Below are 21,589 nucleotides of genomic sequence, written 5' to 3' on the forward strand. Positions count from 1 at the left end.
TAAATGATGCCAAACGGTTTTGTTTATGATTAGTGGCGTGGTTAAGCAACTAAGTTAACAAATAAAAGCTGAATAGAAAATCCGATAGAATTTTTGTAAGTTGGCTAGAACAAGCAATTACTTATAGCTGTTGTTGGTAGGTGTAATTATTTGTTTATCAATTCGTTTTCCGTTTTTGTCAAATGTGTATAAATATATTTCTTGCTTTTCATCTATTGGTAGTTCAGTTTTCTTTCCTGATTTAATTATTGTAGTAAAATATGGAACTTTTTTAGTGTAATCATATCGGTTTGCAATCTCATTACCGAAGAACAATGTAATTTGAATATCATTTTCAGTTTTGTTTTTATATTGATATGAGGTTGTCATATTTTTCATTTGAATTTCATTATTATTGTTTAGAACTAAATAATCTATGGAGTTCAATCTTTCATCATCAAAATTGTTGCTGTTAATTATTCCATATTTTGATTTAATTTGTTTTCTGTATGAATTCAAGTGAGTTTGGCTAATAGTAAGTGGGTCAATATTATATTTGTTCTTAAAAACGGTAGCCATCCATTCTTTTCCTTTGCTTGTTGGTTTTTCAAGTATATGGTCAACTCCAGCTAAGACCACAACTTTACTGTTTTGGTTAATTAAAAAGGTTTTATTGTATAAATTTTCTGCTTGACCAATTTCTCTGTTTTTACTGTTGTCTGTGTTTTCATAAGCTATAAATTTAAATCTTAATTCTTTAGCCTTTCTTATAAGATTTGAGTAGTTCTGTTCACTCGTGTAAAAACCTGTTTCAAGTGCAGGATAGGAATTCGCTAAATTCAATATGGTGTCCTGTTTGTTGTTTAGTGCCTCCAAGGCCAGATAATTATAGCCTATTTCTTTTAAGTTTTTTAACAAATCGGAAACTAATATTCTATGATTGGGATAAAAGTGATTTTCGTTTATCATTACAATTTTATGCTTTTCAGCCTCTTTAATAATTGTATCGATAACCTGCGAATTAAAAACTGAATTTTCTCTTATTATTTCAGAAATAGTGTCATTTGGTTTAAATCTCGATTCGAGTTTGTTCAAATAGGTTTCATAAAATTCATTCTTTCCGAGAAATGAAGAAAACGTAAGTTCCATTTGTAGTTTAGACCATTCCTCTTGTTTGTCGTAGGTTGGAAATTCACTTATTTCATTGAGTGCAGCGTAGAATTTATTGGAAGGTTGATATTTTTTCACAATATCAAAAACTGTACTGATTTGTTTTCTATAAGTAGATCCTAACTCTAAACTCTTGAAAATATTGTTCAAATCAATTTCTAAAGTTCTTTTTGAATTTTGAGACAATGAGTTACCTATAAATCTTATTATCTGATTGTTAATAATTGTATCAAATACAACAAGTTCTTTTGGGTAATGTTGGGGACTGTTTTTAGAAATTGTTACAAAATACTCGTATGGAGGGTCATTAGTTTTACCATAAACTAAAACACTATCTAAAAGCTTAAATTTCTCATTTCGGATAATTTTCTTTAATTTCTTTTTGTTAGTTGTATAGGTTATATCCGCTGGTGTTTTAAAATATAGTTGCAGAGAATCATTTATTATATGAATGCTGTAATTTTTGATATATTTATTTTGCTCAAAATGCTCACTTATTTTTGGTGAACATCCAAGGAAAATCAAAAGTATTGATATGAATGATAGTTTCTTCATTATGTCTAGTCCTGAAATATGGCTACAGGTTAAAATTGTTTTTAAGCTGATAATTTATATACCATATTAGGTGTTTTATAATCTAAAGATAAATGTAATCTTATTTCGTTGTATAGATTAATTGCATTTTTTGTAGCTCTCTTTGCGTGCGCCACGTTATCAAAGGTTTGGTCAAGATAGAATTCATCTTTTAATATGCCATTTACCCGCTCTGCCATAGCATTTTCGTAACAATGATTTTCTTCTGTCATACTAATATCTATCTTATTTCTTTTAAGTATTTGTGTATACACATTACTGCAATACTGTATTCCTCTGTCTGAATGATGGATAAGACCTTTAACATTCTTTGCTTGGTACAGAGCCTTGTTTAAAGGTCTCACGCATCCTTTTAGTTCCAGGCTATTACTGAGGTCATATCCTACGATTTTCCTAGAATACATATCTGTTATTAGTGCTAAGTAACAAAATCCTTTAATGGTTCTTATGTAGGTAATATCGTTTACCCACACCTGATTTGGCCTTGTAATTTCCATATCTTTTATCAGGTTATTGTATTTATAAAAACGATGATAAGAGTTTGTAGTTCTGGCACTAGTTTTCTTTCTTAGTGTAAGCATATTATACTTTCTAAGTACGCTAAATAAAGAGTCTCTACCGACTTTAAGATTGGCTTTGTAAAACTCATTGTCTAACGATCTAATGAGTTTACGGACACCTTCTCTAGGAAGGGATTTACGTTTTCTACTGACTATTTTTATAATTTGTTGTTCTTTTATTAACCGCTTATCAGCTCTAGATTTGTATTTATAATACGCATCACGTTTAAGTCCAAAACAACGCGTTATAGTTGTTAAAGATGTAAATCCCTTAGATTTCTCTTTAGCTTTAATTAAGGCTTTATACTTAGCTTTTTTTTTAGTTCAGCTACAGATTTATAGCCTAAGTCTTCGGCTGCTACCTCAAGGTATGAATCTAATACCAAAGTATCTAAATCCTTTTTAATCAGTAGTTTTTTAAGCTGTTCAATCTCTTTTTGAAGAGCCTTAATTCTGGATATTTAGCTTCGCTGAACCACTTCGTTAAGTTTCGTCTTTTGTTTCCACTTTTACTCTGGTGTTCATTAGATCTTTACGATTGTATTTTTTAATCCACTCATTAACTGTTGTAGGAGCAATGGAGTAGAGTTTACAAAGTTCGCTCTTTGTGTGTTTACCGGTTGTAAGTTCGGCTAAAATTTTCAGTTTGAAAGGTTCTGAATACCGTCTGATTACTTTGTCATTTTTGTACATAATGTTTAAAATTATGTAGCCTTTATTCAGGACGGGTCAAAATTGTGGGCAACGTGTTTTTGTATGGTTTGTTGCGATTTTAAGCAATTTATTTTATAAATAATTACAGACAAAAAAAATCCGAGATGATTTTCGCAAGTAAGCGATTTTTAAGCAATAAATTATACAAGGTGTTGCCATTTCGTTGTGTTTTCAGTTTGTTATTATTCCGTAAAATTTGATTTTACAATTTTCTATGTTTTAATTATATTATTAGATTCTTGTGTTTCAATTAATATCTATGTTAGTTTGAAGTAAATGGAAAAAAAAGTTCCTTTAAAAAAATAGTAACTTATTTCTATAAAAAAAAGAACAATAACTATTATTAAAATCTTTTTTGAACACTTTTTGATTTTATTTGTTTTTAAATTGTTATTTTTTAGTAAAATTCGATTTCCAATTTTCTTCGTTTGAGTAAATTTACTTAGTTTTATTCCGCAATATTTATAATTCCAGTCGAGTGAGCAATTCCGTAACTTGCTAAATTCCGCATTCAGTTCGGTTTTATATTATTTATTCTTTTCTTCACTTTCACGGACTATTATAAAATAGATAACATAAATCCAGCCCAAAATTCCGTGTAATATAGCATAAAGAATTGATTTATTTCTGTCCCAAGAAACTACAATAGCAATTGCGCTCCCAATTCCAATTCCATTTTTAACAGCAGTTTGTGTTATTCCATTATTTCCGGTTTGTTGGCTAAAACATTCTAAAGAAAATAATAGTATAAAAATTAATGTCAGTTTTATTTTATTCATTCGTTTTTTGTTCCAGTTTAGAGTGCGCTTCGTCAATGTCTTGTCCTGAAATATGGCTACAGGTTAAAATTGAATTTACGCTGATAATTTATATACCATATTAGGTGTTTTATAATCTAAAGATAAATGTAATCTTATTTCGTTGTATAGATTAATTGCATTTTTTGTAGCTCTCTTTGCGTGCGCCACGTTATCAAAGGTTTGGTCAAGATAGAATTCATCTTTTAATATGCCATTTACCCGCTCTGCCATAGCATTTTCGTAACAATGATTTTCTTCTGATACTAATATCTATCTTATTTCTTTTAAGTATTTGTGTATACACATTACTGCAATACTGTATTCCTCTGTCTGAATGATGGATAAGACCTTTAACATTCTTTGCTTGGTACAGAGCCTTGTTTAAAGCTCTCACGCATCCTTTTAGTTCCAGGCTATTACTGAGGTCATATCCTACGATTTTCCTAGAATACATATCTGTTATTAGTGCTAAGTAACAAAATCCTTTAATGGTTCTTATGTAGGTAATATCGTTTACCCACACCTGATTTGGCCTTGTAATTTCCATATCTTTTATCAGGTTATTGTATTTATAAAAACGATGATAAGAGTTTGTAGTTCTGGCACTAGTTTTCTTTCTTAGTGTAAGCATATTATACTTTCTAAGTACGCTAAATAAAGAGTCTCTACCGACTTTAAGATTGGCTTTGTAAAACTCATTGTCTAACGATCTAATGAGTTTACGGACACCTTCTCTAGGAAGGGATTTACGTTTTCTACTGACTATTTTTATAATTTGTTGTTCTTTTATTAACCGCTTATCAGCTCTAGATTTGTATTTATAATACGCATCACGTTTAAGTCCAAAACAACGCGTTATAGTTGTTAAAGATGTAAATCCCTTAGATTTATCTTTAGCTTTAATTAAGGCTTTATACTTAGCTTTTTTTTAGTTCAGCTACAGATTTATAGCCTAAGTCTTCGGCTGCTACCTCAAGGTATGAATCTAATACCAAAGTATCTAAATCCTTTTTAATCAGTAGTTTTTTAAGCTGTTCAATCTCTTTTTGAAGAGCCTTAATTCTGGATATTTAGCTTCGCTGAACCACTTCGTTAAGTTTCGTCTTTTGTTTCCACTTTTACTCTGGTGTTCATTAGATCTTTACGATTGTATTTTTTAATCCACTCATTAACTGTTGTAGGAGCAATGGAGTAGAGTTTACAAAGTTCGCTCTTTGTGTGTTTACCGGTTGTAAGTTCGGCTAAAATTTTCAGTTTGAAAGGTTCTGAATACCGTCTGATTACTTTGTCATTTTTGTACATAATGTTTAAAATTATGTAGCCTTTATTCAGGACGGGTCAAAATTGTGGGCAACGGTATCGGCTATGAGTAGTTGCGTGGTTTAGCATTTAACTTTGCAAGTACACACCAAGTTGAAAATCCGCAAGGATTTTCAGAAGTAGGCGAGAACAAGCAATTACTTATAGGCATTGTTGTATGCAGTTTTTATTTTATATAATTATCAATTTCAGTTCTGTTTTTTAAAGAATATTTGTATGGTTTTGTTGATTTTTCTTCTTTAATTAAATTTAATTTTATTAATTCATTTATATCTTTACTAGCAGTTTGCCTTACAATCTCGTGTTTTTCACAATAAGACTTTAGTGTGATATTATTTTTGTTTTTTAAGTACAAATACCCAATCAAATCAGCTTGTCTTTTGTTTAATCCTTTATGTAATAACTCATAAGAAACAAGATTTGCTTTTTTTCTTTCTTCTAGTTTTTTGTCTCGATACTGAGTTAACTTTTCAAAAGCAACTCGTATATTTTTTATTGAATATGTAATAAAATAGTTTAAATCATTATTGTCATATTCAGTTTTTAAGAATGCTTTATCGTATTGATTTCTAGATTCTAAAATAACTCTTGATATAGATATGTTTCTAACAAGCGAATATCCTTTTTTTAATAAAAACCAATAAAATAAAGCTCTAGCTGTTCTTCCATTACCATCTTTGAATGGGTGTATAAATCCTATTAAAAAATGAATGATGGAAGCTTTTATTATTGGGTGAATAAACTTATTATCATCATTTAGAAATGAACATAGTTCTCCCATTAACCCTTCAACTTCTTTCCAATCTGGTGGAATATGTGCTATTTCTCCATCAACGTGGTCTGTGACAAATACTTCTCCTTTTCTGAAATCACTAGAATATTTTTCAGCATCTGTATTAGCTGTCATTATTTTGTGTAATTCAATTATAATTTTAAAATCAATTTTTGAATTAACATATTCAGAAATGTATTCAATAGCTCTAAGATTATTAAATATCATTTGTTCTGATTCGTTTCTGGGCTCTCTTCCAGATTTTAGCATATCTCTTGCTACTTCTGTCGTTGTCGCGGCTCCTTCTACCTGAGAAGATGCAACAGCTTCTTCAAGTAAAGAATTTTTAAAAAACTCAACTCTATCTGATGGAAGAATTGGATTTTTTTGAAGTTCACCCATTAATTTTAAATCAAAATCGTGCAGATTTTTAGATATATATTCAGATATAAAAAAATTAAAAGTGTAGCTCCCAAATTTTAATTTTTCATATTTGGTAGTTCGATAAGTTTTAATTAATGTCCAGTTTTCTAATTGAGATTCAAATGGTGTATTTTTTTTGTATTTTAACTCATCCCAATAAAGATATTTTTCATCAGATTTTTGAATAAATTCTGTGAACTCACCTTGAATAATTTTTTTAAGGTGTTTAATATTTAATTCAAATTTAGGTGGTTTCTCAAGTTTCATTGTAAACATTGTTAAAATGTCTTACAAAATTAACAATGTTTTGTTTCTGTTGCAAATTTATTAAGGTTAAATGTCTTGTCCTGAAATATGGCTACAGGTTAAAATTGAATTTACGCTGATAATTTATATACCATATTAGGTGTTTTATAATCTAAAGATAAATGTAATCTTATTTCGTTGTATAGATTAATTGCATTTTTTGTAGCTCTCTTTGCGTGCGCCACGTTATCAAAGGTTTGGTCAAGATAGAATTCATCTTTTAATATGCCATTTACCCGCTCTGCCATAGCATTTTCGTAACAATGATTTTCTTCTGTCATACTAATATCTATCTTATTTCTTTTAAGTATTTGTGTATACACATTACTGCAATACTGTATTCCTCTGTCTGAATGATGGATAAGACCTTTAACATTCTTTGCTTGGTACAGAGCCTTGTTTAAAGGTCTCACGCATCCTTTTAGTTCCAGGCTATTACTGAGGTCATATCCTACGATTTTCCTAGAATACATATCTGTTATTAGTGCTAAGTAACAAAATCCTTTAATGGTTCTTATGTAGGTAATATCGTTTACCCACACCTGATTTGGCCTTGTAATTTCCATATCTTTTATCAGGTTATTGTATTTATAAAAACGATGATAAGAGTTTGTAGTTCTGGCACTAGTTTTCTTTCTTAGTGTAAGCATATTATACTTTCTAAGTACGCTAAATAAAGAGTCTCTACCGACTTTAAGATTGGCTTTGTAAAACTCATTGTCTAACGATCTAATGAGTTTACGGACACCTTCTCTAGGAAGGGATTTACGTTTTCTACTGACTATTTTTATAATTTGTTGTTCTTTTATTAACCGCTTATCAGCTCTAGATTTGTATTTATAATACGCATCACGTTTAAGTCCAAAACAACGCGTTATAGTTGTTAAAGATGTAAATCCCTTAGATTTCTCTTTAGCTTTAATTAAGGCTTTATACTTAGCTTTTTTTTTAGTTCAGCTACAGATTTATAGCCTAAGTCTTCGGCTGCTACCTCAAGGTATGAATCTAATACCAAAGTATCTAAATCCTTTTTAATCAGTAGTTTTTTAAGCTGTTCAATCTCTTTTTGAAGAGCCTTAATTCTGGATATTTAGCTTCGCTGAACCACTTCGTTAAGTTTCGTCTTTTGTTTCCACTTTTACTCTGGTGTTCATTAGATCTTTACGATTGTATTTTTTAATCCACTCATTAACTGTTGTAGGAGCAATGGAGTAGAGTTTACAAAGTTCGCTCTTTGTGTGTTTACCGGTTGTAAGTTCGGCTAAAATTTTCAGTTTGAAAGGTTCTGAATACCGTCTGATTACTTTGTCATTTTTGTACATAATGTTTAAAATTATGTAGCCTTTATTCAGGACGGGTCATAATTGGGCACAACGGCAGACTGTCTAATAACTATTCCTTTTTTCAGTTATATTTTTAAGAAGTTCTCAAGTAATTTACAGGTGATTTTTGTATTTTTTAGTTATGAAATTCATACTTGGAAAAGACCGAAAACAGACCTGCCTTTTTCCTGTTTCTCTTGAAGATTCTATAGAATCTGAGAACAGCGTAAGGTCTATAGATCAATTTGTAGATTCACTTAACCTTGCAGAACTAGGATTCCGTTCAGACTTTACCGAAAACGGTCCTCCGGCCTATAACCCAGCTGTTCTTCTCAAACTTTACATCTACGGATACATGAACCGTATGCGTTCTTCAAGACAATTAGAAAAAAAATGCAGGCGTAACATTGAAGTCATGTGGCTGCTTGAATCGCTAACCCCAGACCACAACACCATCAGTAACTTCAGAAAAGATAATGCAAAAGCTATTAAAAAAGTGTTCTTTGCTACCGTGCAAATTGCACGCAATTTTGGGCTTATCGGAGCTACACTTATAGCAGGAGACAGTACTAAGTTTAGAGCTCAGAATAGTAAGAAAAACAATTTTAATAAAAAGAAAATACAGCGTCACATAGATTATATTGACAATAAATTAGAGCAATATAACAAAGCTCTTGAGCAAAGTGATAGTGAAAATGAGAAAGAAGATATTAAGAAGAATATTGATAAGCATCAAGGTCGTAGAAAAGAATACGAAAAACTAAATGTACAGCTGAATGCCTCTGGAGAACCACAAATTTCTACCTCTGATCCCGATAGCAAGCATTTAATTGTGCGTAACAATATTACTGAAGTTGCTTACTGTGTACAATCTACTGTGGACGCAGATCACAATATTCCGTTCGACTACTTGGTTACCAATAAAAATGACTCCAAAGCTATGGGACAGATGTTACAGAGAGCTAAAACCATTCTAGGGACAAATACATTTACGGCGCTATACGACAAAGGATATCATACAGGAAGTGAATTTAAAACTGCTAATAAACTGGGTATTAAAACCCTTGTTGCTATTCCTGGAATAGGAAGAGCATCGCAAGCTCCAGACCCTAACTATAACTCAGAACATTTTAAATATAATAAAGAACACGACACCTATACCTGCCCGGAAGGAAATATACTTAAAAGTAATGGAAGTATCTATAAAGCTCGTAATTACAACTTCAAACAATATAAAACAACCAAATGTAAAGCTTGCCCCGCAAGAGCATTATGCACCACGTCTAAAGTAAATGGAAAAGTAGTACAGCGCAGTGAATTCCATAAATATATTGAAGCCAACGTAAAGAGCGTATTGCAAAATCCTGATGCTTACAAAAAACGCCAAGCCATTGTAGAGCATCCATACGGAACCATAAAACGCCAGTGGAGTTTTGATCATATTATGACTAAAAAAACGATACAACGTGCTAGTGCAGATGTAGGATTTATGTTTATTGCCTATAACTTAAAAAGAATTTGGAATATCTTTAGAAAAACAAATACACCTCGTGTTCAAGCTCACAGATCTTTAATTAGGCTTTTTACAGCTATTCTAACAAGTTTTGAAGAACCCTACAAACAAAATTCAAAATATAGAATCTTAGCTCACGTCTAGTAGAAAAAACTGTATTTTAGTAGAAACATATAAAAACGCAGCAAGTTATTAGACAGACTGACGTGTTTGTATAAGATTAGTTGCGTGGTTTTAGCAACTAATTTAGCAAATACAAACCGAATAGAAAATCCGCGAGGATTTTCGTAAGTAAGCTTGCACTAGCAATTAATTTTATACGGTGTTAGCCTTAGTTATTATTCGTTAATTTTTTCAAATATTCCATTTTCATTCCGTTCAAAACTTGTTCCAACTTCAGAGTCGAGTAAGTCAATAAAAGAATCATCTCTTGACAAAACCGAACCAATAGAAACCAAACTAATATTTTCTAAATCTTCCATATATTCATCAGATTCGTCTCCTGATAATATTCTCCAACCAGTATCTACATAATCTCTTTCTTCATCCACTTCCATTGGTTCTTCTCTGTAAATGTAGTTAATTGGTGCATTTTCATACAATACTTTATTTGTAGCAAAGCATCTGTCGTAATATTTGTCTACCAAATTTGGTTCAGATAATCCTAAATCGTGGTCGATTATATGCTTATATTTAAATTCTATTTCGTCTCCTGCATATAATTCGTGAAGATAAAAAGGATGATTATCCAAAGTTCCTTTAAACTTTCCTTTATTAATTTCTGTAATCTCAACCCACATTCTTTCTGCTCCTGGATGTTCAGGGTTAGAAGACTCAAATTCAAACGTAAGTTTCACGATATTTCCAACCTTAAGGTTATTTAATATTTCTCTGCTTGGTTTGTAAAACGTGTATATATTTTCTTTTGCTAATTTTTCAGAGTCAGTTAATTTCCAACTTCCCATTTTGTACCCAAGTGAATTTATTCTCCTTAAATCAAATTCCCATTTTTTGTTTAGCTTACAGAGTTTAATTACTTTTTTTACTAAATCATTTCCATTTCTATCAACTATAATCTAATGTTCAACTAATTCTGATGAAAGGCTTTCAAAAGCGATTCCCCATTCATTATTTTCTATTAGTTCTAATCCGTTTTCAAGCTGTTTTTTTAATCCATTAATGACATCTGAATTTTATTCATTAGTTAATAATTCAGATTCTACATATTCAAAAAAGTCTTTTACTGCTTGTTTTCTTTTTCTATTATTGAATATCATTTCTGGTTTTTTCTCTAATTAAGGCTAACGTTTAATATATGGCAAGTAGGGCAGTAGAAAGCTATACACTTTCGGTTTTGCTCTGAGCCAAATATTTATATTTTGTTTTTATTTTTTCATCTTAAAAGCCAAATTAAAAATTTGGCGGTGTTTGTTAAAGGTAATGAACTTTCGGTTATTACGAACGCCCTATTTGCTATATATAGTGTTAGGCGTAGGTTTTCTTCTATCTCCACTTGTTTACGTGTTCTGCTTTTTCTTCAAATTGAGAGGATAAAGATTTTACTCTTGATTTCAATAAGGCTTTCCTTCCGTCAATTGTTCGTGTAAAGATTAATTCACAATTGCCAACAAGCCGTTGCCATTGGTTTTTAAAAAATTCTGCCAACTTCTTGTTCTTACCTAATATTTCAGGAACTGAATGATAATCTTTTTGCTGTAAAAACATCATAAACATATTCTTTCTAATTATTACATACCTAGGATTGTCTATAGGGTTAATAATTTCTTTTAGCGAGTTTACGAAAGTTGATTTTTCAAATGTTGTACCGCCTTCTAAATGACAAAAAACTGAACCCCATTCATCTATGGTGGTTTTAACTCTTAGGTTGGAGTTATTCGTGTGAATTATTCCCGCTTTTATTAGTGAATTTAATAAAGCATTTCCTATTTGTTGGATGTCTTTAGAAATGTCTCTGTACTTAAAGTATAGCCTTAATGTTTTTAACGTAAATCTTCCGAATATAGCTACACCAGTTGCTCCAATTATGGCAAGATAAAAATATAAGTCTTTGGTAGACCTAATATTCTTAGCTGCTCGCCCTAGACCTTGTAAACTTTCTATTCCAAAACCAACTAGCCCTGAGCCTAAAGTAGCTAATAGATTTCCGATTGTTTTATAAAAGTATAGTGATTTTATGGCCTTGTATTCTTTCTCTTCCTTAAATGGAATTTTAATTTCTTCCACAAGAGTTACTCCACTTTTTAGTGCCACTTCCCACCTTTGTTTTAAACTTTCTCTATTGGCAGCATAAGAAAACATTTCTTTATTCTTTTTCTCTGCTTCTTCCTTTAAATATATGTTTTCGGGTAAATTTAATCGATTGGTTCCGTTTTCAATTCCTGCATTTTCCTTAAATGAAACACCAACAAAACCTCTAAATCTTCTCTTTAATAATTCAAAATCATCTCCACCCGTTGTTGAAGTTTGGTCTATTGTAACTAAATGCCAAATATTACCTGTTTTATTAATGTTGCCATTTTGTGTTCTAATGGCTCTTCCTCTCATTTGATTTGAAAGAACAAAAGAACCTACAAAACTTGCTAATATTAAAGAATTAATTGCTGGAGCATCCCAACCTTCACCAAGTAAAGATTTAGTGCCTATTAGAACTTCAATTTCACCAATTTGAAAAATTTGTGTAACAATATTTATTATATCGTTTTTTAATTGCTCAGATTGATTAATGCGAATGTAATTTGCATCATAAGGAACTGTAGAAGAATTGATTTTTGTAATACCTAATTCTAGCGCTTTTGTTTGAAATATTGTGAATGCTGATTTGGGAATGATAATAATTGAACCCGTAAGAACACCAATTTTTTTATGATCAATGTTCTGTCTTCGTAGTTTTTCAAAAATTGGAATTATGCCTATTTTATTTAATTCGATGTTGTTTTCTGAGGTGTTAACGAAAAATTCTTTGCGAATATAATCAGATAGAATTACCATTCTTAAATCTTTACCAAATTGAGTGTATTCAAAATCAACAATTTCTTTAATACCGTTTAATTTACTAATACTTGAAGTTAAAAAACCGGTAACCTTTTTATTATGCGAAAAGTTAATTTTCTTTTTTTCGATTGCTCCGTATCTTCTTAATCTGTTTTCAAGATTTTTTTTATGCTCTTCAAATTGAGTAAAATGCTCTTTTTCTTTGTATAAATAAAAGTCTAAAATTGTTTCAATCCAGTTGTAATCAAGTTTCGGAATTGTTAGATTTTTATCTCCAATTATTTCTAAATGTGTTATAGGAATCTCTTTTTGGTTAGCGTTTAGAAAAATAAGACAAGCAGAATAGTAGGGGAGATTAGTATAAATCCAATCTAATTGATTTGTGGGATTAAGCCAAATAGGGTGGTTTTCTATTGCTTTTACTAACGTATCGTCTTGTTTTATTTCAGAAAATAATCTTTCAATATTTTCTCTAAACTCTCTTATGTTTTGGTTTTCCTTTTCTGTAGGAAGTGTAAAATGAATATAGTCTTGGTGAGGGCATAAATCACCTTCAATAACTAATTCGGGAACTGAAATTTCGGCATCAACTGGGCCATTTAATTCAAGATATCTTTGCCATTCCGTAATTGACACATCATAAGGAGGTGTTGCAGTTAGACCTACAATAATAGGTTTGATACCTTCTTTTACTTTTGTTAATGTCTGCCACCATTCGTTTTTTAAATGGTGAGCTTCGTCTACAACTATAGTTTTAACCTTTTGTACTTTTAATTTCTTAACTATGTTTTCTAATTCTAAATTAGTTGGGATTTCTTCTTCAATGTCTTCTATATCCTCTTCGTTTTCCTTCTTTTTAATTCGTAAATTATTACAAGCTGCGTGCAAACCTTGGTAAGTTGCTACCGTAATAAATTTAGGATTTCGAATATCTCTTGAAATCCAATCGGGCGTAATGCTTTCTTGTAAAAATAACTCACAAAATCTTTGAATCCATTGGTTCCTAATGGCTATCGTTGGTGCAAGAATTAATGTTGGTTTATTTAGTCTAATAGCAACTTCTAGTCCAAGTATTGTTTTTCCTGAACCTGGAGGAGCAATAATATGTAAGTGGTCGTCAGATAAATGATTTTCTAATTCATTAAGCACACGTTGTTGATATTTTCTCCAACTGTATTTGAATTTAATGTCTTTTGGAAATTCTTTCAATATTCTTTGTGTTTTTTCAACTTACGCCTAACGTGTTTGTGTATGGTTAGTTGCGTGGTTAAGCAACTAAATTAGCAAACTTTTACGAACCCGAGAAAATTCCGCAGGAATTTTCGCAAGTAAGCACGTAAAAAGCAATTAATTATACACTTTGTTGTACGCAGTGTTTTAATCAGTTAAATGTTTTTCTCTACTTTTTATTAGAAAATCAAAATTTCTATATTTTCTATATCTTTTTGTGTTCAGCTCTTTAATTATTTCTTGAATAGATTCTTCATTTTCAAGATTTTTCAAGATTCTTTCGTTTTCCATATACTTAAAAAAAATTGTATATCTTCTTACAAGCTCTTTCTTAAAATCTTTAGAAATAAAACCTTCATAGCCATCAATTAATTCGTGGTTTTCAATATTTTTGTAAAACACAAAACCATCAAATACATCATTATATTTATCTACATTAGTGATTTTTTGTAAATCAAAATCATCATTTCCAAAAATTGAATTTTTTAAATCAAAACCAGTATTATCAATTTCTAAAAATTTAAATGAAGCATCCCATTTTCCATCTTGAATGAGTTCATAAATCAATTTATTCTCTTCGGTGTAAAAAATGGGTCTATTTGATAAAACAAAAAATGCACGTTTACCAAAATAATCTGATAAGTATTTCCCTGTATTTTGTTGAATTGCTCCATTATTATAATGTGAATGAACTTTATATGCGTGTCTAATATTTAAAATAATTAGAGCTTTTTTATTATCGGAACTTATTTTTTGGTACTTATTAATGATATTACTTGCAATTAAACTATCTCTTGGTTCAATTTCAATTTCATATTCCCTTGTATAGTCTTCAACTGTTTTTACGTTTTTCCAATCAAATTCAGAATCTGAAGGGTAAAGAGAAATTTGATTTTCAGAATTATCGTTGATGTCATAAATTGTTTTTAAGAAATAGTGATAATTGTATCTATCCCAAACAGGATAAAATTCAGAATTTTGTTGAAATTCGTTCAGTTTCTCTTCTACATAAATACTGTCTAATCCTCTTGTTTTAAGAAAATCGGTTATTTCTGGCTGAAGATTTATAACTCCGATTTCAGTAAATACGTTTTTTACATTTTTCTTAAAATATTCGTCAGATAATATCTCTTTTATCAATTCGTATTGAGAAATGTCGCTATGGTCTCTTTCACACAGAATTATAATGTCGTGTTCTTTAAACTGTTCTATAATGTAATCTTTAGCAGATTTTTTTTCTACTTTTTTCAAAAAGTCAACATATGGTTTAATATCAGAATTTTGAGAATATCCAAAAAGAGGGATTAAAAGTATTAATAATAGATTTCTCATAATTTTCTAGTAAGTTCTGTTTTCCGACATTGCGTACAACGTGTTTGTGTAAGGAACGTTGCGATTTTGTACGCGAGGATTTTCCGCAGGAAAATCAGCAGCAAGCAAAATTGCAAGAACCAAACGATTGAACTAAAATAAGCAATGTTTTTTACACGGTGTTATGTACAGGTTTATTTTCTTTCCACCATAAGAGTAAAAACCCATAGTTCTACATGTATTTTTAACCTTAAATATCAAAATAGGTAGTAGATATTTTTAGAAGGTTTAAGGGTTCATATTTCAGCTCAAACCATTGGTTTATTATGTTTTTGTCGCAAAAAAATATACCTGGGAAATCTCTTTTACCAATATGACTTTCTCAAAGTTCAGATTATTTTAAAAATCCGTCAAAACTTAGAGTTTGCTATATTTTCGATGTAGAGAATGTTTTTAGGAAAGTTAAAATTCAGAGTGGTATTTTGCAACATTTTTTATTCCGCTAGAGTGAAATTCATAGTGTGTTTTTCAATTCAGCATTTCAATTTTTCCTTACTTAGAAATCTAAAAACTTTAAATTAAGTAGGATTTTCATTGGTTTGGGAACTTGTACATAACGTGTTTGTGTAAGGAACGTTGCGATTTTGTACGCGAGGATTTTCCGCAGGAAAATCAGCAGTAAGCAAAATTGCAAGAACCAAACGATTGAACTAAAGTAAGCAATGTTTTTTACACGGTGTTATGTACAGGTTTATTTTCTTTCCACCATAAGAGTAAAAATCCATAGTTCTACATGTATTTTTAACCTTAAATATCAAAATAGGTAGTAGATATTTTTAGAAGGTTTAAAGGTTCAGATATTCAGCTCAAACCATTGGTTTATTATGTTTTTGTAGCAAAAAAATATACCTGGGAAATCTCTTTTACCAATACAACTTTCTTAAAGTTCAGATTATTTTAAAATCCGTCAAAACTTAGAGTTTGCTATATTTTCGATGTAGAGAATGTTTCTAGGAAAGTTAAAATTCAGAGTGGTATTTTGCAACATTTTTTATTCCGCTAGAGTGAAATTCATAGTGTGTTTTTCAATTCAGCATTTCAATTTTTTCCTTACTTAGAAATCTGAAAACTTTAAATTAAGTAGGATTTTCGTTGGTTTGGGAACTTGTACATAACGTATTTGTGTATGGTTAGTTGCGTGGTTTAGCAACTAAGTTAGCAAACTTTTACGAACCAGAGAAAATTCCGCAGGAATTTTCGCAAGTAGGCAATAACAAAGCAATTAATTATACACGGTGTTACCTGCTGGCTTTTATTGTTTTCAATTCGTATTTATTCATTCCGCAATGTGAATTCAAAACCTTAAATTCTTCATCGCCACGTTTTGTCAAATATTTAATAAACTTCTTTTCGTAATCATTCCAAGTTCCGCCAATTGGTGTTTCTCGGCAAGTCTTGACTAGACTAAATATCTGTCTTCCTGATTGGACAATCATTCCACCAGGTTTTGCTCCGATATTAAGTGCTTTAACACGATTAACAAATTCTTTTTGAGCTAATTGGTGTTCAACTAAATTTTCTTTAGAGGTCATTTTAATCAACTCAAATGTTTTGAGAGCATTAATTTCGCTCTGATAAGTAGCAACAAATAGAGTGAAATGTTCGTAATAATTAGGTTCAGAATTTTTCGGATAATTTTTGTTAGAGTAAGCTTCTATTTTCTTTAATCCAACATTTTCAAAAATTTGAGCGTGTATTGGCTTTTCTAAATTGGTAATATCTAAGGTTTGTTTTCTTAAATTCTCTTTTAAAACGTCTTTTGCAAAAAGTTCAGCAGATATTGAGTAATCAGTATTTAATTCCAACTTTGTATTTCGTTCGGCTTTGGATTCGATATTCGACTCCGAAATCTCTTCAGGTTTTTGCTTTTCAGCTTTCTCATTACAAGAGCAAATAAGCAGAGTCATTAGAATAAGTATGTTGTTTCGGATTCTCATTTTTCAGCTTGCAGGTAACGTGTTTGTGTATGATTTCGTTGCGTGTTTAAGCAATAAAGTTAGCAAATAAATCACAGATAGAAAGTCCGCGAGGACTTTCGTAAGTAGGCTATAACTAGCAATGAATTATACACGTTGTTGTAGCCAGTACTTTTTTTATGAGCCCCAAATTTCTAGTTGAGCCATACTTCCTAAAATTCGTTCATACATTGGGATTGCTAACTCGTAAATATTATTATTAATTCTATCTCGATTTGATACTTGTTGTATGTCAAAACCTGGTTGTGGTAAAATTATATTATAACTCCAATTATTAATTTTGAAATTATCAGCTAAGGTGTCCCAAGTAGCTTGACTAGTTTGTATTAATTCTGAATTACCCTGAATACGTTCTCTAAGTCTGTCTATTAATGATACAGAAGAAATCCAATGGATACTTCTCATTGCTTGCGTAAAAAGAATATCACAATCAGCTTTTCTACGACCTGGATTTTCTCCATGTGAGGCTTTACAATGAATGAAATGTACTTGTTTAGTATTTTGTTGAAACCAAATTAAATCTGCAATTTCATGAGAACCATCATCAAGTATTAAAACATCACTATTAATTTCAAAATCAGTATTAATTAATTCAATTGTTTTGTTAATTACAGGAACATTACCAGCTACAGGTGCTTCTTCATATCTCTCAGCACGTATATTACAACCTGTCCAATCTTTTACTTTCCAAATGCTTGTAGGTAAGTTTTCAATTGTTGTATTAGGTGTTATTTTATTTCTTCCTTCAACTACAGAACCGCTAGGCATTATTAAAGAAGGATAATATTCATTTAAGATTTCTTCTAGTGATTTTTCGATGATATCATTTTCACTTTTGTCAGCTCTAACACGAATTTCATTATCTGTAATTAGTGACCAAATTTTATCTTCAGTTAGGTTCATTAATAACTCACATTCAAATTCATTTATTTTAAGTTGACATTGTAATTGATTATTATCAATATCCAAGTTTAACGGAATAATTTCTGGAATGCAGTTTCTTATTGGGTCAATATCATTAACATGTATAATTGTAGAATAAGCTCGAAAGAATAAGTCGTTAGGGATTATGGCTATTGGTAATTCCTCTATATTATTAATAGGTTCAGAACTAGCTAAAAATGAAAGCCCAGGCAAATTAGTTATTACAGGTCCATCTTCAATTAGATTGACTAATGAATCACACCAATTTTTAAACTCTTCAGATGTACCTCTTTTCATAGCCCAAACACGTCCATTTTTTGTAGCTATTCCCCAAGTTTTTTTTAGCCCTAATTTTAACAAAGCATGACCAGTACTAAAGACTCTTCCTTCACTTGCTCTAACTGACGCTTGGACACCACTTCCAATTACTGTTTTATATGATGGTTGAGATGCTCCTTGAGAAACAGCATTTTTCATACCAACCATAATGTAATCACTTTGTCTAAATTGAGATAGAGTCTTATAAAGTCTGCTATGTGGTAATCTTTTTAAATCAGATTCAATGAGTTCTTTTTTAAATGAAGCAAGTGCCTGTTCACTAGTTGTTAATTCAAATAAAAGATTGCTATCAGAATGATGATATAATAAATGAACATCTAAAAAGTCTTCGATATGAATCTCACCACTTGCCCAGTCCAATGGTTTATGATAAGCAGTTACAATGATTAGTGGTGAATCATCATTTTGTTGTTCAATTCTTAGAATTTCAAAAGGGTCTTTTGCATTGATTTCTCCAACATTTTTAAATTCGAAATTATTAGCTGTTTCATATATTAAAGCACTAAAAAAAACATTAAGTTCTGGCATTTGAAAATCGGCCTCTTTTGCTTGACTTGACTTATAGTGCCTAGCTCTTTGCATTTGTTCGTCAATTAGTTGAGGAATAAGTTTTCCCCAAGTTTCATCCGATTTATATAGTTTATATACTTCACCTTTGACTTCGTCTTTATTAGCAATAAGTGTGGCATTTCCTTCTTGGTCATCAGGTTGTCTAGAAATTCGACCAAGAAATTGAATTGTGTAAGGAATAGAACGAGGTGTAGCATGTAGAACAGCTACCTTTAAATTTGGTATATCTAATCCTTCACTTGCTATTCCAACACAAACTAAACCATCTAACTCATTATTTTTTACCTTTGTTACTAGCTGAGAATTAATATTAGCTGAACGCTTTGAGTGAATATAATCTACATTAAAACCGTTTTCATTATATAGTTGAGTTAATATAATAGAATCTTCTATTCTATCAGTTCTTATTAAGATTGAAGCATTAGGATTTAATTCTCTCTCTTTTTGAAACACCTCAAAAGCGGATTTCATGAGTGCTTCGTTTGTGTTTTGGATGCCAACTTGTTCGCCAACAAAATTAACTTCTCTCATTATGTTATCTTCCAAAGCTCTGTCAATAGAATAATGGTAAATCAATTTAGCTTTCATTCTTTTCCTATCTCGCCTAAAGGGTGTTGCAGTAAAAAAGACTCTTTTTAAATCAGAATAAAAATCGTTTAGTTTACGCCATGTTTCTGCAGGTTCGTGATGAGCTTCGTCAACTAGGACAGCATCTATTAAATCGACTGGAATTGGTTCAATGTCCTTGTAATATGGTGATATACTATTCGGATGCGCAACAATGACATCATATTCATTTAAAATTAGCTCCCATTGTTCTCTTGTTTTTTGTCTTTTTGTTACTTCGTAAACTTTTAGCTCTTCAATTTCACTTTGAAGACAATTACTGTTTTTCAGAACTTGTAAAGTTCTAAATTGTTCAGCTATTTGCCTACGAAGAATTTTAGAAGGAACTACGATTAGTATTTTTTGTAGATTTAATTCAAAACAAGTAGCCATCATCAATGCCGTTTTTCCTGAACCGGTAGGCATACTAATTAAAGAAGCAATGTCATTTGATGATGTTGTAAAATGACTTTTTAGTGCCCAAATTGCACCTAATTGGCACTTTCTTAATCCATTTCCTTCTTCTGGTTGTAGTTTAAATAATTCTTTATTTTCAATAAAAAAAGCCATGGATTAAATTTTTGAAGTTGGTTATTTGTATTGGCTACAACGTGTTTGTGTATGATTTCGTTGCGTGTTTTAGCAACTAATTTAGCAAATACAAACCGAATAGAAAATCCGCGAGGATTTTCGTAAGTAAACCTGTACTAGCAATGAATTATACACGGTGTTGTGCTTAGTTATTTTCCTTACTTTCTATTATTATTGTTCTTGCTATTTGACTAATTATTTCAATTTCTATTCTTAATTTGTCAATATTCCCAGGTGATGGATTAAAAGGAACTGCTTTAGATTCATCAAAATCAGGATTGGAATGAACAATAGAGCATCTAGTCGAGTATATTCTTTTTGTTAATTCTCCAAAGAAATTTCCTTCCTTTTCAAAATCGATTGCAGGTAATTTTAACGGTTTTACACAATCAAAAGTTAAAGGCTCCGAAAAGTGTTCGATTAATTCTAATTCCTCAATAGATTCCTTTAATTCTTCCCTTCTAATATATTGCTTTAATACTCTTTCAATTTTTACCTTATCATTTGTATGTCGGTCATTTTCTTTTTTGAACAGATTTATTGCAGTCGTTACATATTTATCAGTTTTTATATGAAAATCTGGTTTAAGCAAAATCTTTTTTACTTCTTTAGAAACTAAGTCGTATGCACTTTTGTCTGAGAAATATTCAATAATATGGTAATAACAAATGAATTTAAAAGGTAAAAAATCTACCTTTTCTGCAATATGAAAATATTGAATTAATTCAGGAATATATTTTTTATAAACCAAGTTAAACTTTTCGGAAGGTAATTCATTCTTTTTTCTACGTCTTCTGAAATATCTTCTTAATAGACCATCAATATTTACTGTTTCTAAAGCTATATCATAATTATATTCTATATCAAATAATACAGAATTTATAATACTACGGACGTCATTTATTACTCCATCTGGACTCTCTTTTTTAAAGTTCTCTATCTTTAGAATAGTGGGTCTTCTTCTTGAATATCTAAAAGCGCCTCTAACGAACTTAATAAATTTCGGTAAGGTGTTATCTTCTCCGATTTCTAAAAGAATGTTTAAGTCATTTTTGAAGTAATTCATCCCAATGTTACAGACAACAGCTCTGTTTACATCTTCATCAAACTCGATATTTCTGAATGAAGTTCTGTAAGATATTGTGGTTAAAAGTACTTCAATTGTATTTTCATATTTAATAGCAAGAAAGTCAGTAAAAATAAAAAGTTCTTTTCTTAAAAGGTCCGATATTAAATCAATGTCGTCGTCAGGTTTTAGAACTATTTGAAACTCAGAATTACCTTTAAAACCTGAAACATAAATTCGGTCTTCTTTTTTTATTCCTTCTTCTAAATAATGAAATTGTTCTTCTTTCAATTCAAAAGTCAAATCCTTAAATTCATTCTCTAAAAGTTCTAATTTTTCTTTCATTTAGTTTTTTTGGTAATTAAGCACAACGGTCTAGTATAAGAATAGTAGCGGATTTTTATACACTAACTTTTCGGTTAAATACAGAC

The 21,589-nt window shown here is 30.6% G+C and carries 17 protein-coding genes; 1 reads left to right on the forward strand and 16 read right to left on the reverse strand.

The window, feature by feature from the left end; genetic code table 11:
- Nucleotides 1-117: 117 nt before the first annotated feature.
- The 10 genes from FNB79_RS11835 to FNB79_RS17395 form a co-directional block, all read right to left on the reverse strand.
- The gene (locus FNB79_RS11835; RefSeq protein ID WP_143381505.1) at nucleotides 118-1,704 is read right to left on the reverse strand and encodes a hypothetical protein; all 1,587 of its coding nucleotides are present in this window, start codon (nucleotides 1,702-1,704) and stop codon (nucleotides 118-120) included.
- Between the two features lie 41 nt (nucleotides 1,705-1,745).
- Nucleotides 1,746-2,597, reverse strand: a complete 852-nt coding sequence (locus FNB79_RS11840) for an IS3 family transposase (RefSeq protein ID WP_143381506.1) — start codon at nucleotides 2,595-2,597, stop codon at nucleotides 1,746-1,748.
- A gap of 189 nt (nucleotides 2,598-2,786) precedes the next feature.
- The gene (locus FNB79_RS17385) at nucleotides 2,787-2,996 is read right to left on the reverse strand and encodes a transposase (RefSeq protein ID WP_236778444.1); all 210 of its coding nucleotides are present in this window, start codon (nucleotides 2,994-2,996) and stop codon (nucleotides 2,787-2,789) included.
- Nucleotides 2,997-3,544: 548 nt separating this feature from the next.
- Nucleotides 3,545-3,796 (reverse strand): hypothetical protein, encoded by a 252-nt coding sequence (locus FNB79_RS11850; protein WP_143381507.1) that lies wholly within the window; start codon nucleotides 3,794-3,796, stop codon nucleotides 3,545-3,547.
- Between the two features lie 75 nt (nucleotides 3,797-3,871).
- A complete protein-coding gene (locus FNB79_RS17545) occupies nucleotides 3,872-4,087 on the reverse strand; it encodes an integrase core domain-containing protein (RefSeq protein ID WP_394345112.1) in 216 nt (71 codons plus the stop codon).
- On the reverse strand, nucleotides 4,014-4,448 hold the full coding sequence (locus FNB79_RS17550) for a DDE-type integrase/transposase/recombinase (protein WP_143381509.1): 435 nt from the start codon (nucleotides 4,446-4,448) through the stop codon (nucleotides 4,014-4,016). Before FNB79_RS17550 ends, FNB79_RS17545 begins: the two co-directional genes overlap by 74 nt.
- Before the next feature lie 461 nt (nucleotides 4,449-4,909).
- A complete protein-coding gene (locus FNB79_RS17390; protein ID WP_236778444.1) occupies nucleotides 4,910-5,119 on the reverse strand; it encodes a transposase in 210 nt (69 codons plus the stop codon).
- Between the two features lie 184 nt (nucleotides 5,120-5,303).
- Complete coding sequence (locus FNB79_RS11870) at nucleotides 5,304-6,608, reverse strand: Fic family protein (protein ID WP_143381510.1); 1,305 nt, start codon at nucleotides 6,606-6,608, stop codon at nucleotides 5,304-5,306.
- 101 nt (nucleotides 6,609-6,709) lie between these two features.
- Nucleotides 6,710-7,561: an IS3 family transposase gene (locus FNB79_RS11875; RefSeq protein WP_143381506.1), complete on the reverse strand. Its 852-nt coding sequence runs from the start codon at nucleotides 7,559-7,561 to the stop codon at nucleotides 6,710-6,712.
- Nucleotides 7,562-7,750: 189 nt separating this feature from the next.
- Nucleotides 7,751-7,960, reverse strand: coding sequence for a transposase (locus FNB79_RS17395; protein ID WP_236778444.1), 210 nt, complete (start codon nucleotides 7,958-7,960; stop codon nucleotides 7,751-7,753).
- Between the two features lie 142 nt (nucleotides 7,961-8,102).
- Here FNB79_RS17395 and FNB79_RS11885 point away from each other — a divergent pair, with 142 nt between their 5' ends.
- Nucleotides 8,103-9,617 (forward strand): IS1182 family transposase, encoded by a 1,515-nt coding sequence (locus FNB79_RS11885; RefSeq protein WP_143381511.1) that lies wholly within the window; start codon nucleotides 8,103-8,105, stop codon nucleotides 9,615-9,617.
- Nucleotides 9,618-9,811: 194 nt separating this feature from the next.
- Here the strand turns inward: FNB79_RS11885 and FNB79_RS11890 are convergent, their stop codons facing one another.
- The 6 genes from FNB79_RS11890 to FNB79_RS11915 form a co-directional block, all read right to left on the reverse strand.
- On the reverse strand, nucleotides 9,812-10,438 hold the full coding sequence (locus FNB79_RS11890) for an immunity protein Imm33 domain-containing protein (protein WP_143381512.1): 627 nt from the start codon (nucleotides 10,436-10,438) through the stop codon (nucleotides 9,812-9,814).
- Between the two features lie 538 nt (nucleotides 10,439-10,976).
- Nucleotides 10,977-13,694: a DEAD/DEAH box helicase family protein gene (locus tag FNB79_RS11895; RefSeq protein ID WP_143381513.1), complete on the reverse strand. Its 2,718-nt coding sequence runs from the start codon at nucleotides 13,692-13,694 to the stop codon at nucleotides 10,977-10,979.
- 168 nt (nucleotides 13,695-13,862) lie between these two features.
- On the reverse strand, nucleotides 13,863-15,047 hold the full coding sequence (locus tag FNB79_RS11900; RefSeq protein ID WP_143381514.1) for a hypothetical protein: 1,185 nt from the start codon (nucleotides 15,045-15,047) through the stop codon (nucleotides 13,863-13,865).
- A gap of 1,277 nt (nucleotides 15,048-16,324) precedes the next feature.
- Entirely contained in the window at nucleotides 16,325-16,993 is a 669-nt protein-coding gene (locus tag FNB79_RS11905) for a hypothetical protein (RefSeq protein WP_143381515.1), read from the reverse strand.
- Nucleotides 16,994-17,179: 186 nt separating this feature from the next.
- The gene (locus FNB79_RS11910; protein WP_143381516.1) at nucleotides 17,180-20,071 is read right to left on the reverse strand and encodes a DEAD/DEAH box helicase; all 2,892 of its coding nucleotides are present in this window, start codon (nucleotides 20,069-20,071) and stop codon (nucleotides 17,180-17,182) included.
- Between the two features lie 166 nt (nucleotides 20,072-20,237).
- Nucleotides 20,238-21,503: a hypothetical protein gene (locus tag FNB79_RS11915; protein ID WP_143381149.1), complete on the reverse strand. Its 1,266-nt coding sequence runs from the start codon at nucleotides 21,501-21,503 to the stop codon at nucleotides 20,238-20,240.
- Between the last annotated feature and the right edge of the window lie 86 nt (nucleotides 21,504-21,589).

The organism is Formosa sediminum (genome assembly GCF_007197735.1).
GTDB lineage: Bacteria > Bacteroidota > Bacteroidia > Flavobacteriales > Flavobacteriaceae > Formosa > Formosa sediminum.

Excerpts from the sequence above, each read along its gene's own strand:
- FNB79_RS17385 (WP_236778444.1), bottom strand. The coding sequence starts at position 2,996 with ATGTACAAAAATGACAAAGTAATCAGACGGTATTCAGAACCTTTCAAA.
- FNB79_RS17550 (WP_143381509.1), bottom strand. The coding sequence starts at position 4,448 with ATGCTTACACTAAGAAAGAAAACTAGTGCCAGAACTACAAACTCTTAT.
- FNB79_RS17395 (WP_236778444.1), bottom strand. The coding sequence starts at position 7,960 with ATGTACAAAAATGACAAAGTAATCAGACGGTATTCAGAACCTTTCAAA.
- FNB79_RS11885 (WP_143381511.1), top strand. The coding sequence starts at position 8,103 with ATGAAATTCATACTTGGAAAAGACCGAAAACAGACCTGCCTTTTTCCT.
- FNB79_RS11890 (WP_143381512.1), bottom strand. The coding sequence starts at position 10,438 with ATGGGAAGTTGGAAATTAACTGACTCTGAAAAATTAGCAAAAGAAAAT.
- FNB79_RS11910 (WP_143381516.1), bottom strand. The coding sequence starts at position 20,071 with ATGGCTTTTTTTATTGAAAATAAAGAATTATTTAAACTACAACCAGAA.
- FNB79_RS11870 (WP_143381510.1), bottom strand. The coding sequence starts at position 6,608 with ATGTTTACAATGAAACTTGAGAAACCACCTAAATTTGAATTAAATATT.
- FNB79_RS11900 (WP_143381514.1), bottom strand. The coding sequence starts at position 15,047 with ATGAGAAATCTATTATTAATACTTTTAATCCCTCTTTTTGGATATTCT.
- FNB79_RS11850 (WP_143381507.1), bottom strand. The coding sequence starts at position 3,796 with ATGAATAAAATAAAACTGACATTAATTTTTATACTATTATTTTCTTTA.
- FNB79_RS11835 (WP_143381505.1), bottom strand. The coding sequence starts at position 1,704 with ATGAAGAAACTATCATTCATATCAATACTTTTGATTTTCCTTGGATGT.
- FNB79_RS17390 (WP_236778444.1), bottom strand. The coding sequence starts at position 5,119 with ATGTACAAAAATGACAAAGTAATCAGACGGTATTCAGAACCTTTCAAA.
- FNB79_RS11905 (WP_143381515.1), bottom strand. The coding sequence starts at position 16,993 with ATGACTCTGCTTATTTGCTCTTGTAATGAGAAAGCTGAAAAGCAAAAA.
- FNB79_RS11915 (WP_143381149.1), bottom strand. The coding sequence starts at position 21,503 with ATGAAAGAAAAATTAGAACTTTTAGAGAATGAATTTAAGGATTTGACT.